The 12,555-nt window shown below is 39.6% G+C and carries 13 protein-coding genes and 4 pseudogenes; 11 read left to right on the top strand and 6 right to left on the bottom strand.

Annotated elements, in window-relative coordinates:
• The 5 genes and pseudogenes from FZF08_RS28210 to FZF08_RS31640 all read left to right on the top strand — a co-directional run.
• Window positions 1-110, top strand: a pseudogene (locus FZF08_RS28210) (IS982 family transposase); the annotation flags it as partial.
• Window positions 111-242: 132 nt separating this feature from the next.
• On the top strand, window positions 243-1,442 hold the full coding sequence (locus tag FZF08_RS28205; protein WP_159477048.1) for a DUF4158 domain-containing protein: 1,200 nt from the start codon (window positions 243-245) through the stop codon (window positions 1,440-1,442).
• Window positions 1,400-1,705: a hypothetical protein gene (locus FZF08_RS28200; protein ID WP_159477045.1), complete on the top strand. Its 306-nt coding sequence runs from the start codon at window positions 1,400-1,402 to the stop codon at window positions 1,703-1,705. Before FZF08_RS28205 ends, FZF08_RS28200 begins: the two co-directional genes overlap by 43 nt.
• Window positions 1,706-1,879: 174 nt before the next feature.
• A pseudogene (locus FZF08_RS28195) lies at window positions 1,880-3,186 on the top strand (Tn3 family transposase).
• The gene (locus tag FZF08_RS31640) at window positions 3,162-3,353 is read left to right on the top strand and encodes a hypothetical protein (RefSeq protein WP_200837184.1); all 192 of its coding nucleotides are present in this window, start codon (window positions 3,162-3,164) and stop codon (window positions 3,351-3,353) included. Before FZF08_RS28195 ends, FZF08_RS31640 begins: the two are co-directional and overlap by 25 nt.
• 92 nt (window positions 3,354-3,445) lie before the next feature.
• On the opposite strand, the gene FZF08_RS31950 is transcribed toward FZF08_RS31640, so the two are convergent.
• From FZF08_RS31950 to FZF08_RS28180, 4 genes are all read right to left on the bottom strand, one after another.
• Complete coding sequence (locus FZF08_RS31950) at window positions 3,446-4,249, bottom strand: ISL3 family transposase (RefSeq protein ID WP_229216732.1); 804 nt, start codon at window positions 4,247-4,249, stop codon at window positions 3,446-3,448.
• The gene (locus FZF08_RS31945; protein WP_229216733.1) at window positions 4,200-4,322 is read right to left on the bottom strand and encodes a hypothetical protein; all 123 of its coding nucleotides are present in this window, start codon (window positions 4,320-4,322) and stop codon (window positions 4,200-4,202) included. Before FZF08_RS31945 ends, FZF08_RS31950 begins: the two co-directional genes overlap by 50 nt.
• 65 nt (window positions 4,323-4,387) lie before the next feature.
• Window positions 4,388-4,639: a hypothetical protein gene (locus tag FZF08_RS31940; RefSeq protein ID WP_229216731.1), complete on the bottom strand. Its 252-nt coding sequence runs from the start codon at window positions 4,637-4,639 to the stop codon at window positions 4,388-4,390.
• Window positions 4,640-4,671: 32 nt separating this feature from the next.
• Complete coding sequence (locus tag FZF08_RS28180; RefSeq protein WP_159477036.1) at window positions 4,672-6,003, bottom strand: lipopolysaccharide assembly protein LapB; 1,332 nt, start codon at window positions 6,001-6,003, stop codon at window positions 4,672-4,674.
• Window positions 6,004-6,362: 359 nt separating this feature from the next.
• Here FZF08_RS28180 and FZF08_RS28175 point away from each other — a divergent pair, with 359 nt between their 5' ends.
• From FZF08_RS28175 to FZF08_RS28150, 6 genes are all read left to right on the top strand, one after another.
• Window positions 6,363-6,659 carry a hypothetical protein gene (locus FZF08_RS28175; protein ID WP_159477033.1) on the top strand — a complete coding sequence of 99 codons (297 nt, stop codon included), beginning with the start codon at window positions 6,363-6,365 and terminating at the stop codon, window positions 6,657-6,659.
• A gap of 248 nt (window positions 6,660-6,907) precedes the next feature.
• Window positions 6,908-9,034 carry a cbb3-type cytochrome c oxidase subunit I gene (locus FZF08_RS28170; protein WP_159477030.1) on the top strand — a complete coding sequence of 709 codons (2,127 nt, stop codon included), beginning with the start codon at window positions 6,908-6,910 and terminating at the stop codon, window positions 9,032-9,034.
• A gap of 25 nt (window positions 9,035-9,059) precedes the next feature.
• Complete coding sequence (locus FZF08_RS28165; protein WP_159477027.1) at window positions 9,060-10,067, top strand: cbb3-type cytochrome c oxidase subunit II; 1,008 nt, start codon at window positions 9,060-9,062, stop codon at window positions 10,065-10,067.
• A 37-nt stretch (window positions 10,068-10,104) separates the two neighbouring features.
• The gene (locus FZF08_RS28160; RefSeq protein WP_159477024.1) at window positions 10,105-10,377 is read left to right on the top strand and encodes a hypothetical protein; all 273 of its coding nucleotides are present in this window, start codon (window positions 10,105-10,107) and stop codon (window positions 10,375-10,377) included.
• Entirely contained in the window at window positions 10,364-10,774 is a 411-nt protein-coding gene (locus tag FZF08_RS28155; RefSeq protein WP_310590622.1) for a cytochrome C, read from the top strand. The genes FZF08_RS28160 and FZF08_RS28155 overlap by 14 nt, the downstream gene beginning before the upstream one ends.
• Before the next feature lie 446 nt (window positions 10,775-11,220).
• On the top strand, window positions 11,221-12,093 hold the full coding sequence (locus tag FZF08_RS28150) for an alpha/beta fold hydrolase (RefSeq protein ID WP_229216730.1): 873 nt from the start codon (window positions 11,221-11,223) through the stop codon (window positions 12,091-12,093).
• A 102-nt stretch (window positions 12,094-12,195) separates the two neighbouring features.
• Here FZF08_RS28150 and FZF08_RS31935 read toward each other — a convergent pair.
• Together FZF08_RS31935 and FZF08_RS28140 are read right to left on the bottom strand one after the other, a co-directional pair.
• Window positions 12,196-12,339: pseudogene (locus tag FZF08_RS31935) on the bottom strand (endo-1,4-beta-xylanase); the annotation flags it as partial.
• A gap of 9 nt (window positions 12,340-12,348) precedes the next feature.
• Window positions 12,349-12,544 (bottom strand): annotated as a pseudogene (locus FZF08_RS28140) (family 43 glycosylhydrolase); the annotation flags it as partial.
• Window positions 12,545-12,555: the final 11 nt, after the last annotated feature.

Below are 12,555 nucleotides of genomic sequence, written 5' to 3'. Positions count from 1 at the left end.
GATTTAGAACAAGAATTCTTGCAAAAATTACGTCCTTAACTTTGATTCAATACCTTAATAAATTTATATTCAACAGGAATATAAACAATATCAAAATTCAAATCACATAATTTCACCCAACGGGTTATTTGAATATAATTATACATTTATTGCTTGAAAATATATCCTCTTTATGCCTTATTTTTTGTATACATTCAAGGAGCATTAGTTTTAACCACTTTACTCTCTTAATCCGGGATTTTATGGCAGTTAGAGAATTGATTTCTTCGCAGGCAAGGAAGCGTTTTAAAACCCCGCCACAATTAACAGATCTCGAACGCTCATCACTGATCATTATTCCTGTTTGGGCCAATTCTACCCTTGATCTCATTATCAGTCCAACCAATAAGATCGGCTTCATATTACAGATCGGATATTTTCGTCTGATGGGGCGCTTCTTTCATCCTAAAACGTATGTTAGTTGTGACATTGATTTTATATTAAAGGCTTTCGGAGGAGACCCTAACGAAGTAGACTTAAATGAATATAAATCTTCTACGTATCACCGGCATCGTGAGATTATCTTGCGTGGTTTTGGTTTTGTAGCTTACGACTCTGACGAAGAAAGACAGACGGATTTAATTCAGGAAGTCCTACGCATTGCACGTAACCAGACAAGCCCGGCACTGATATTTGATAATATGGTGGCCTACCTATGGGATCATCGAATTGAAATACCTACTTATTATACACTCAAAATGTTGATCGGGGAAACCCTTAAAAAACTCGAAACAGAGCTTAATGAAGTATTAAATAAATTTTTACAGCCTTCGGATTACGTTTTACTGGATAGTCTGTTTGAAAAATCCCCGCTAACAAAAAGCTTCGCGCCAAAGTCGATGCGTTATGAGCTGACATTCTTTAAAAGTATTCCCCAGTCCATGCAAAACCAGGAAATCAATACACGGGTTGAGATGTTTGCGCAGCTCAAAGTGATTTTCCTGCAACTTTTGCCCGTTATTAAACGGTTAAACCTGTCAGACGCAACCATACGTTATTATGTAGAATACGTCATTGATACCCAGACTGCCCAGCTTAAAAATAACCTCAGTCAGCGTAATCTGTGGCTAATTGCTTTCATTATTCACCAGTATTTCAGCTTGGGCGATGCGTTGGTACTGACTTTTAAGAAAGCGGTCAGAATGGCCATGAACAGCTCAGAGAACCGGCAACAGGAAAACTATTGGAAACAAAAACCTGTCAAGACAAGGCTAACCAGTTCTATATCAGCTCGTGGAATCACTCATGCAGAAATGCTGGCAGAAATTGAAAATATTTCAAATGACGGTTCCCTAACGGCAGAAGTTAAAATTTCGCACATTAGCATCTGTACCAGCAAAAAAGAATCAGTGGTAAAGGCTTGGCCGTCGATATTGACCGCTTTAAGGAGCTGCAAATTTTAAATCACACACATCAGGACAACCAGGATTATTATCAGGAACTGGAAAAAATATCTTTTCGGTTACAGCTGAAATTATCAAATATCCTGCTGCACGCGCATTTTTCAATGCAAAGTGCACAGCACCCATTATTGAAAGCAATAGCCTATTTTCAGGACAGCCAAGGAAATATCAGCCAAAAGAAAGATTTACCCGTTGATTTTCTTGGTATGGATGAACGGCAAAAAGTTTATACCGACCAGGGCAAACTTAAGGTGTCACTCTAAAAGATATTACTCTTTAAAGAAATCAACCAGAACCTTAAATCAGGAATCCTTTACGTTGAAAACTCTTATCAATACCGGCCGTATACACACTTTTTAATCCCAAGAGAACAATGGCAAAAGCTCAGAAACACATATATTCAAAAAGCCGGGATCACTAATTATGAAAATGGAGCTATGGCAATGCTTAGGGTCAACCAGGCTTTGAACCGCCAACTGGAAATTGCGAATAGAAATTTGGCCGATAACCCTTTTCTGAGTGTGGATGTACATGGAAAAGGGCAGTTTCATAAACTCAAAGAAGAAGAGTTCATACAGGAAGAGAAAACCAGGTTGACTAAATTATTATATCCTGCTGACCGCTCTATTTCAATACTGGAAGTTTTTTCCCAGCTCCACCGGTTGACCGGTATTATCTCCTTTTTCCAACACCATAGTCCCTTAATGGATCCTAAAAGGCCCGGAGACCGTCTATTTTATGCCGCTATCACTGGTTACGAAGAAAATATTGATATTTCAGCGATGGCAACTATTTCTAAAAACATTGGCAGAAATTCACTGGAGAACGTTGCAACGCACTATTTCAGCCCTGAAATACTGATGGAAGCCAATGACTATCTGGTGGAGTTAACCAATCAATTGCCTTTGGAAGACCATTTCAGACGACATTCTGGTTTTGTTCATACCAGCAGCGATGGAATGAAAGTAAATGTTACAGGGCCCTGCCTTAGAGCCTCCGAATCTTATAAATACTTTGGAAATGGGAAAGGTATCATTATTTATTCCCACCTGGATGAAGGAGGACAACTGAATTTTTCAACGGTATTCTCTGCTAATGAACCCGAATCCGCGTATTTGCTTGATGGTTTGACCTATCATGAATTATTTCAGCCAGACGCCCATTCCACCGACGATCATGGCCATTCCCCGCCTCTTTATGCTATTTCCAGCATCATTGGTGTTGATTTGAGATCGCGGATCGCCAATCTCAAACAGAAAACGTTGTTTTCCATTGATATGGTAAGTACGTATAAGGAAAAAGGATATAAAATATTACCCCATGAACGGGTGAACTATGAAAATATAATAACGCATTGGGAGGATATTTTACGGGTTGTATGCAGTATCAAGCTAGGCTATACCAAGGCTTCGGATCTATTTCGCCAGTTAAATTCATACGATCGTCAAATCCACTTTATAAAGCCCTTTCAGATTTGGGAAGGCTTTTCAGGACAATTTATATTCTCAGATATGTTGACGACCCGGAGATAAGGGCCTCTGTCGAAGCAGTTTTAGCCAATGGTGAACATGGTAATGTTTTTTCAAGGGCTGTAATGGGCAATGAGCCTTACCGGTGGCTTACACAAAGAGAGCAGCTTATTGCGGAAGGATGCAAGCGGCTGATTATGAATGCAATAAGTTATTACAATCATTTACTGATGTTAAAAATACTTGCACAATGCAAGAAAGGCAGGAAAAGTTAAAACTTATCGTGCAAACCAACACACATACTTGGTCGCACATTAACTTAAAGGGAACCTATGATTTCACCGAACATGAAAATTTTATGTCCTTTGATCTGGACTTGCTTTCTAAACTTGATTTAAGAGCCGGACGTTTGCTTATCCGGAACATTTTCCTGACAAAATAAATCTACGCGACCGATGGGGAATTTTTGACTTTTCTTTACTGGGAACCAATATAGTGGGTAATCGAATTTGAGTTTGGCTGCGATAAAGTACATCATATTGATAAAGTTGTCAATATTTCTGTATCCTCACGCTCTCTTTTTACCAATTGAATTCTCGAGTTTATGCCCTCCAAAATTCCGTTTGTAAGTTTGGATTTTGCGTAGTTGACGATGCCTGACCAGTGCGCTTTTATATTTTTAGCTGCTTTTATAAACGGCTGTATTTTAGATTCTTCCAGCAAATCTACCCGGTAAGATAAAAAGCCTCCTGCTTCTTCTATTGTATTAAAAGTCCAGAGCTCATTGAACATCTCCTTTAGCCGATACGCATTGGCAATTACAGGATAAAGGGTCAATAAGCCATATTTCCCTTCCTTTTGCTTATCTGAAAGATTCTTGTCGTGTTTTAAAAAGGTGTATTTATGACCTTTGAGCATTGCAAATTCCTGTCTTTCCAATTTTCTCACCGAGTCCATTGCCTGATTAATTACTTTGACTGTATGAAAACGGTCGAAAGTGATGTCCGCATTAGGAAAACAATTGCCTACTCCAGAAATAAAGGTAACAGACATATCAATGCTTACCTGCTCTATAGCTTCCTTTTTAGTCCCTTTTTCTTCTAAATGACTTTTGAGCTTTTCGATTGCACCGACATCCTTACCAGGGGTTGCAAAAACAACACGTCTACTATCCATATCAACTCCCAAAGTCATGTAATTATGTCCCTTTTTTGTCGATGTTTCATCTATGCCCAATATCGTTATTATACTATGATAGTCAGCCAGATAGGCCTTATTAACCCAATGGCTAAATAAATTCCATCTCAGCGGCGACCCGCATTCTTTGAGGGTAAACATCGACAATATCAGCCACTGAACTTACAGACATTCCCGATTCTCTTAATAGCATTGTAAAAGCTTCAAAAAGCAGCGTAAAGCCGCTTCCCGCCCGAGCCCAGGGAACGTCAACATTGATAACCTTACCTTCAAGAGTCTTTACCCTTGGGACACGTGCGTGTAAATAGCAGGTGTGCTGAAAAAAATCAAATGCTGCCAGGTTCGCTCAACTGTATCATGAGTAATTAGTTCGTTTCCAGAAAGGTCCGTACACTTGAAGCCACGCTCGAAATCAAGATAAATATCCATTTGTCCGTGCGACCTTCCTTCACCAACAATCATTTTTAAATCCTTGACAAACCATGGCTTTGATAACCCCAAAGCAAGCTCAAATATTTGACTACTATTCATAAATCAAAAGTACTAAATTTGAGGCCGACCCACTACAAATCATATAGAGCTACAATATATGCCCTATAGGCATCCTTAATCATGTGAACTGAATTTATTTGCTCAGCGTATTTAATCATTTGATTATAATACCAATCAGCTAACATTACGTTTTTTATATTACCGTAGCAATTGGCGGTCAGCTCAGCGATGGACATTTTTTCCAGAATGCTCGTAGGAGGATTTCTTTTTATAGAAGATTGAATGAAATTTAGCGCTTCTTTGCTTTTCCCCTGTTCTGTAAGGATTCCGGCAATGCTTAAAAAACTTTTATACCACAACAGGTGATCGCTCTTTTGGGAAACTTCCATCACTTTCTTGTGCGCCTGAATGGAATTTTCATACGCCCGCATGTGTTCATAAACGTTTCCGAGCCTTAAATAAAGGTATCCTGCAAGGGGCGTATCTCTGGTATTTTCCATACTTCTAACACTTTCTATTGCATGAAAAAGAGCCTTTTGCTGTTGTCCCTGTATAGAGTAATTATAGGAAAGTACAGTATGAGTATAATGCGTATGTAAGAAGTTAATAGCAGTTTGAAGTTCTAATAGCTTAAATAGCTCCTTGTTTGTAACCGCGATTTCTCCGTGCAAAAAATGAATTGAAAGTATTTTGCAAAGTATCTCAATCTCTTTTTCTTTGGCGCCAACTTCCCTATATATTGCCAGGGCTTTTTCCAGATTTACTATTTTTGAGGGATTTTGAAAAGGAAGGAATGTCCCCAGATTTGCTAAGGCGTTTGCGGTTGCCAATCTTTCCCCTGACTTACTTGTTGCCTCAATTACCTTCGAAAAACAAATACTGCTTTCCTGAAAATTTCCGATCGCCGCGTAATATTTCCCTAACATGCTCAGGCTCTCGTCCTGATATTTAACAATCCGAAGCGAATCGCTTAATGATTTTGCGTGGCTTAAATATTTAAATGCTTCGGCCATGTCTCTTTTTTCATTACCAGGCTTAAAAAGATAAAAGCCACCCAGCTCCAATAGCAACAAATTTCTATCTTTTCTATCGTCTACTTTATATAATATCGATTTAGCCAGGTCGGGGTCGTTATTTTCTAAGGCAATACGTCCAGAGCTCGATAAGCCATCAAGCAAATTTTCGTCAAATGCCAATAATCTACTCACTCCATATGCAGCGCACACTACCACCATTGCACTGTCAAAATCTATTTGCCCCTGATTTGATAAATAAATATTGGCTCCGCTCAACTGGATCAGTAAATGAAGCTTTTTAGAGTTATATTTTCTAACAGCAGGAACCTGGGCTGTTGAAACGGACAGCACAGTAAAAAAGCAGCAACAGCATAAAATTTTTCTCATACAGAAAGAATTGTATAATCATCCAGACCATTAAATTAGTAAATAATTGGATATTAAAATGCAGATTATCAATACAATATATTGACCGGCAGCTCGGCAAACTCATTATTTAATCTAAAATGGAAGAATTTTAAATGATGGCTTTAGCCACAAGATCAAATCATTCCAGTGAGTATATAAAAATTAAATTCAAAAACAATAAAAGATAAAAAGGTATTTTAATATTTTATTTGCATATTTGCTTAATAATTAAACGCAGTAGTAAAACGCGAAGGGACATTAGGATTTTCGGGATTGTTACAAAAAAGCGTATTAAAAAATAACCGATTAACGAAGCGAACTGCTTAAACAAAATGAAGATGATCATTAAAAAAGTATTGGAACAGTTGGAAACCGCGGTGATCCCGGTAGCCAAAATCATTCAGTCGAACGAAAATTACAAGGCCATATTAATTGGATTAAAAAAAGGAATGACCTGGAAGGAACATAAAACAGATGTCCCCACCCGACTCGTAGTCATGGAAGGATCTGTGGTTTACAAAGCGGATGGTACAGGCGTTGCCCTTCATAAACATGATGACTTTGAAATTCCTGTTCATATCCTTCACGCACTTGAAGCAAAAGAAGACAGCCTGTGTTTTCTGATTCAGGGATGAGATGCGCAACAAAGATTAAACTTTACGAAAAAGGTTTCGTAAAGTAGTAATGTACATTTCAACCCATAGATTATACATTGAATAAGGCTTTGCAGAATCATAGCTTTGACAAATAACAGTATTTGGAAAATCAAATTACAAGTGTCCGATCCGGGTAAGAACAGGAAACCTTTTAGATCCAAATGGCTCGCTGCTCTTATTACCAAGTCGAAAATTTGAATAAGAGATCAAGTTTTGTAATAGAAATCATGAATAGTAAAATTAAAATTCCGAAATCAGGACTGCTAACGGCCGCCGGATTATTGCTTGTTACCGAAGCATACCCGCAACAGATAGCGAGTGAAAAGTTAATACTTGGCTTCGCATCGCTGGTAGTGCTAAGCATTGCCATTTGTGTATTACTGCTGGCTGTACTTACAAAACAAATTGTAAAACAGTTTGGAAAGGCACAAAAACAGAAGGAGCCTAAAGATTTCCTTATATATCTTGACAACCTGACTAGCGATCAGATCGGTTTGTTCTTGAAAAACAAAGAAAATAAAAAATCACTAGTGCCTACGGATAAGACATTACTCAATATTTTATTACTAATTTTTTGTCTTCAGCAAACCTCGTCTTTTGCGCAGGCACCTGCCAGATCCGTACCACTCCTTGGGCATACAGGCATAATAATCACCATTATTCTGATAGGTATCCCTGTAACCGGTGGAATATTTTTATTGTTTTTTAAAATATTAAGCGCGATAAAACGCTACCGGAACATGCAGCATATGAGTGAAGCGCAGCAGCTCGCAGCTTATCTCAAAAAGGTTGAAAGTGAAGCTTTGGAAAGAGATTTAAAAAGAAGAAAAACACAGCTTGATTTTCAGTTGACAAATAATGAGCTCGCTGGTTCACGCTTGGCAGAAGATGAAAGGGGGCTTTTGAATAATGTTGTACATGAAGCCGCATTGACTTTTGTAGCACGAAAGAAAAATAGTCAGCTTCGGCCCAAAGTGGATAGTGAACTGACAAGGCTCATTCTTTGGTATATAGGCTGCGCTACATTCTGGCTTGTTTTTGGAACAACGGTTGGAGAATATATCGGTATAAAATTTGTAGCTCCAGACTCCGATCATATCAGCTGGCTGAGTTTTGGAAGGCTTCGGCCCGTACATACCAATGCTGTTTTCTGGGGTTGGGCATCGCTGGCCATGCTTGGACTCGGACATTATGTGGTGCCGAGAGTCAGCAATGTGAAACTTTTCAGTACAAACCTGGGCTGGTATTCGTTAATTTTTATTAATGCTGCTGTATTTTTTGGAACGATCTGTTTGATGTCGGGTATTAATAATGGTGGTGGCGAATACCGCGAATATATCTGGCCGGTAATGTTGTTGTTTGGTATAGGACTGGCCCTGACCTTATATAATTTCCTTAAAACAATTGCCAGCCGCACCACCAAAGAAATCTATATTTCCAATTGGTACATTGTTGCGTCAATTATTTTTGGAATTACCATCACAGTCGTGGCCTATTTGCCTTTCTGGCAAAACGGACTGGGTGAAACCATCATCCAGGGATACTACATGCACCAGGGAGTCGGGATGTGGTTTATGCTTTTTACATTGGGCATTGTTTACTATTTCTTGCCTCAGCAGCTTAATAAACCGATTTATTCTTACAGTCTGGGAATTCTGGCCTTCTGGACGCAAATATTATTTTACACCACAATCGGCACCCATCACTTTGTTTTCAGTTCCATTCCATGGTGGCTTCAAACCGTTGCCATTGTAGGCAGTGTTGGAATGGTTATCCCTGTCGTGGCTGGTACAACTAACTTTTTGATGACATTTAAAGGTGCATGGTTCAAGATAAATGACAGCTATACCCTCCCCTTTTTTTTAACCGGCATTGTGTTCTATTTCACAGGATCTTTGCAAGGGACGGCGGAAGCTTTCAGGTCGACAAATCTGCTTTGGCATTTTACCGATTTCACTGTTGCGCACTCCCATCTAACAATGTATGGGATTATTTGCTTTTTTGTATGGGCAGCCATTTACGCGCTGCTGCCGCGCCTCACGGGTATAGAACCGCCGCACACTACCGTCGGTGCACATTTCTGGCTGGCACTGATAGGACTTTTGTTTTATACAATTCCACTGATGTATGGAAGCACGCTGCGTGGACTGATGTGGATGGAAGGAAAACCGTTTATTGACAGCGTTATTTTCATGGCACCTTTCTGGCTATGGCGGGCAATCGGCGGAAGCCTGATGTGGTTGTCCCACTTATTTTTTGCCTATAATATTTACAAAATGTTGGTAAGCAGTGGTGTAATTGATATTCGCCAGACAGCATTTGAGGTGCTTGCCCACGAAGATACGATCCACTGATACCCTAAATTTTACGTTCTTCAATATGGATTTTTTTGATAATCATAAGAATTTATTTGGTGCTGCTTTCCTGTTATTTCTAATATTGACAGTTTTTGTCGCCCTGATACCGGCAGTCAATAATGATAAAAACAACGCACCGCTACCAGGCCAACAGGCTCTAAGTGATGATGCAATGGCCGGGAAAGCAATTTTTGTAGCCAATGGCTGCGTAGCCTGCCACACGCAGCAGGTCCGAAATGTGGACATGGACAAAAAGTGGGGAAAACGGCCCAGCATTGCGGCCGATTATGCTGTCAATAAAAGAACAGATCTATGGCGAAACACAGCGACCCTGATGGGAACAGAACGAACCGGACCTGATCTTACCGCTGTGGGTACGCGCCAGCCCAGCAAGGAGTGGAATCTTGTTCATTTATTTAATCCGCGTATTGTCGTAAAAGAATCCATTATGCCTGCTTACTCATGGCTGTTTGAAACAAAAAAGGAGCCTTCAAAACAAGACGTTGTAGTATCCGTTCCGGCGCAGTATCTGGATCAGGAAGGATCTGTGGTGGCTACAAAAGAGGCCTTACAGCTTGTTGCTTACCTGCAATCACTCGTTCAGACGGAATTACCGGATGGAGTAGCGGGAAGATTTTTATATAAAAAGGAAGTAAAAAATAACCCGGAAAGTAGCAATGCGGACAATGACGCAGGGCTGGACGGATCGGCACTTTATGCAACGCATTGTCAGGCATGCCACCAGCAAAACGGCGAAGGTCTGAAAGGTGCATTTCCCCCGTTAAAAGGGAGCCCGGTTGTCCTGAATGAAAATCCTGAATTGATGCTGACTATTATCATGAACGGTTATGACGCACGGGAAGAATTTGGTGTAATGCCCGCAGTAGGTAAAAACGCTGGTTTGAAACCGGAAGAAATTGCTGCCATTATGAACCATGAACGGACTTCCTGGGGGAACAGTGCCAGAAAAGTCAGCGTCAGCGAAGTAAAAAAACTAATGGAGGCAATTCAACAACTTCCAAATCAATAAGCGAAAAATTAATTTTCCCGAGATAAAACTTACAACAATGAAAAAGCCTCTGATACTATGCTTATTTATTTTAATAGGGCTGACCTCGCTCGCCTGTCCGGTTTGCGATCAGCGACAGCCCAAAATATTACGTGGCATAACCCATGGCGCCGGTCCGGAAAGCAATTGGGATTACCTGATCATTACATCAGCCGCAGCCATCGTCATACTGACACTTTTCTATTCAGTAAAATGGCTTGTAAAACCCGGAGAATCCTCAGAAAATCATATTAAAAGGCTTATCCTGACCAACCCTTATGATGGAAGATAAAAGCACTATTTTCATTTTCCTGGATGATGATAAAAAGCCAGTCGGGGAATTTATTTCTCCGGTGAATTTCGAGCTTGATACCCGCAAAATGGTTGATGGAAAACATACGCTTAAAATAATCAGCAAAGATCCTACTGGCAAGGAGGGTATCAGGCTGATACCTTTTGAAGTAAAAAACGGACCGGCCGTTGCAATTGAAGGTATCAGCGAAAATGATGTAGTTGACGGAATTGTTCCATTGATGATAAATGCCTACGGAAAAGGTGACCAGAAGAAATTCCTGATTACAGGCAGTGAGACACCTCAGAGCATTCCGGCTCTTTTCTGGATATTGATTATTGGATTTCTGGGTTGGTCGTTCTATTATCTGATCTCTTATATTTCCTTAGCTGAGTAAAAATGAATTCAAAAAATAAGGTAAAATATTCGAATGATAATTTACAGCTTTTCGAAAAATAATCCGGTCATTGACTGATACTGAATAAATTGAAGTGCACGAGTTCCTGGAACTATTGTATATCGCACCTCATTTTGCCATATTGATGCGCTCTCCAGCCAATATTCCCCTGAATATATAAGTCAATCATTAGTTTATACATTTAAAAAGTCTTAGCAAGCTCGTAGCTTTGATTTAAAATAACAGGCATCCAATAACAAATTTCGTGTGTCTTGGTTTACAATAATTGTCCTAAATAATTTTCCGATCCGGGCTTTCAAAACTATCATTCAGGGGTAGCAATTTATCCTGAGCATCCAGAGATTTTTTATTTGGACGGCTGCACTGCATCATATCTGGTTGTATGGTTTATAACAATTCACGCTTTATTTTAAACCAAAAGAAAAATGAAAAACGAGACAACTTCTCCTGACTGCAGTTCCGGTCGGTCACTAAAAATTAACATGCCTGCGGGCAAGTTTATTTTGTTGGCAATGGTAATGCTCCTTTCTTTGACCGGATGTTCTGGCAATGATCAGGATCCAGTGGTACAGCCTGTCAAAACTTTCATTTTAGTACATGGCGCCTGGCAGTCGGCGTATGTCTGGGATGAAGTAAAATCAAGTCTTGAAAAGAATGGACAAAAAGTTATTGTTGTACAGCTTCCAGCTCATGGTGATGATAATACACCGGCCAATGCTGTCTCGTTAAATGTATATAGAGACAAAGTTGTTTCGGCAATTAATGCAGAAAATGGAAAAGTCATATTGGTTGGTCATAGCTTAGGGGGTATGGTTGTTTCGGCTGTTGCAGAACAAATTCCGGATAAATTAGAAAAACTGATTTTTATTGGTGCATTTCTTCCAGCCGACGGGCAATCTTTACTTGATATTGCTTTACAGGACGCAACCAGTCTTTTGGGGCCCAATTTAATTCCCTCTGCTGATAAACTGACTCTTGATGTAAAGCATGAAAATATTGTGGATATTTTTTGTCAGGATGGCTCCACTGCTGTCAAACAGCTTTTAGTGGCACGGTATAAAATAGAACCGGCTATTCCTTTTGCAGACAAAATTATTTTAACCGAGCCTAAATTCGGCAAAGTCAATAAATACTATATCCATACTGCCCAAGATCATGCAATAGGATTTGACAATCAGAAAAAAATGGTTGCAGCTGCGAAAATAACCAATACGTATATACTCGATAGTGGCCACTGTCCTTTCTTATCAATGCCTGATAAAGTGACTGAAATTTTGCTTGAAATCCTAAAAAAGTAATAACGTTCAATCCAGTATCAACGTGGATAATCTATGTTATGAAATACGATTTAAATAAGGAATATTTAGTTCATTTTACTATTTTCTAACGGGTATGGGAGATCAAAAATTAACCACACCTTTAAAAGCATCCTTAGGCTTTAAATTCTGATCGAACAAAAGTGGGCAATCCTTTCGGTTGGGAACGGGGAAATTGTCCAGTCAGGTTGATTTATCGGAAACATTCCAGAAAGTGACACCGGTTATCGTATCTTATTTTTCTCTCGTAAAATCCATCTGTAACGCACGGGTTGGCCACATTCCCAATTTGCTTCCAGTTTTTAAGATCTGTACTATGAAGGACCGGTATTACAGGAAAATAAGGGAAAGTGGAGTTTATAAGATAATAATCTGCGCCGGCCTTTACCCCACTTGGATCCGGATAGAAACCATTCAAAATGGGATTGACCAATGTTGTAGTCT

The organism is Dyadobacter sp. 3J3 (assembly GCF_009801115.1).
In the GTDB taxonomy this organism is placed as follows: Bacteria; Bacteroidota; Bacteroidia; order Cytophagales; family Spirosomataceae; genus Dyadobacter.
Note: the sequence above shows the minus strand (reverse complement) of the source record. Positions and strands in the feature narration are given on the sequence as shown.

Bases quoted from the DNA above. Each gene is read 5' to 3' on its own strand.
- FZF08_RS31950 (WP_229216732.1), bottom strand. From the start codon at position 4,249: ATGTTTACCCTCAAAGAATGCGGGTCGCCGCTGAGATGGAATTTATTT.
- FZF08_RS28160 (WP_159477024.1), top strand. From the start codon at position 10,105: ATGAAAAAGCCTCTGATACTATGCTTATTTATTTTAATAGGGCTGACC.
- FZF08_RS31640 (WP_200837184.1), top strand. From the start codon at position 3,162: ATGCAAGAAAGGCAGGAAAAGTTAAAACTTATCGTGCAAACCAACACA.
- FZF08_RS28175 (WP_159477033.1), top strand. From the start codon at position 6,363: ATGATCATTAAAAAAGTATTGGAACAGTTGGAAACCGCGGTGATCCCG.
- FZF08_RS28180 (WP_159477036.1), bottom strand. From the start codon at position 6,003: ATGAGAAAAATTTTATGCTGTTGCTGCTTTTTTACTGTGCTGTCCGTT.
- FZF08_RS28165 (WP_159477027.1), top strand. From the start codon at position 9,060: ATGGATTTTTTTGATAATCATAAGAATTTATTTGGTGCTGCTTTCCTG.
- FZF08_RS28155 (WP_310590622.1), top strand. From the start codon at position 10,364: ATGATGGAAGATAAAAGCACTATTTTCATTTTCCTGGATGATGATAAA.
- FZF08_RS31940 (WP_229216731.1), bottom strand. From the start codon at position 4,639: ATGAATAGTAGTCAAATATTTGAGCTTGCTTTGGGGTTATCAAAGCCA.
- FZF08_RS28150 (WP_229216730.1), top strand. From the start codon at position 11,221: ATGAAAAACGAGACAACTTCTCCTGACTGCAGTTCCGGTCGGTCACTA.
- FZF08_RS28170 (WP_159477030.1), top strand. From the start codon at position 6,908: ATGAATAGTAAAATTAAAATTCCGAAATCAGGACTGCTAACGGCCGCC.
- FZF08_RS28205 (WP_159477048.1), top strand. From the start codon at position 243: ATGGCAGTTAGAGAATTGATTTCTTCGCAGGCAAGGAAGCGTTTTAAA.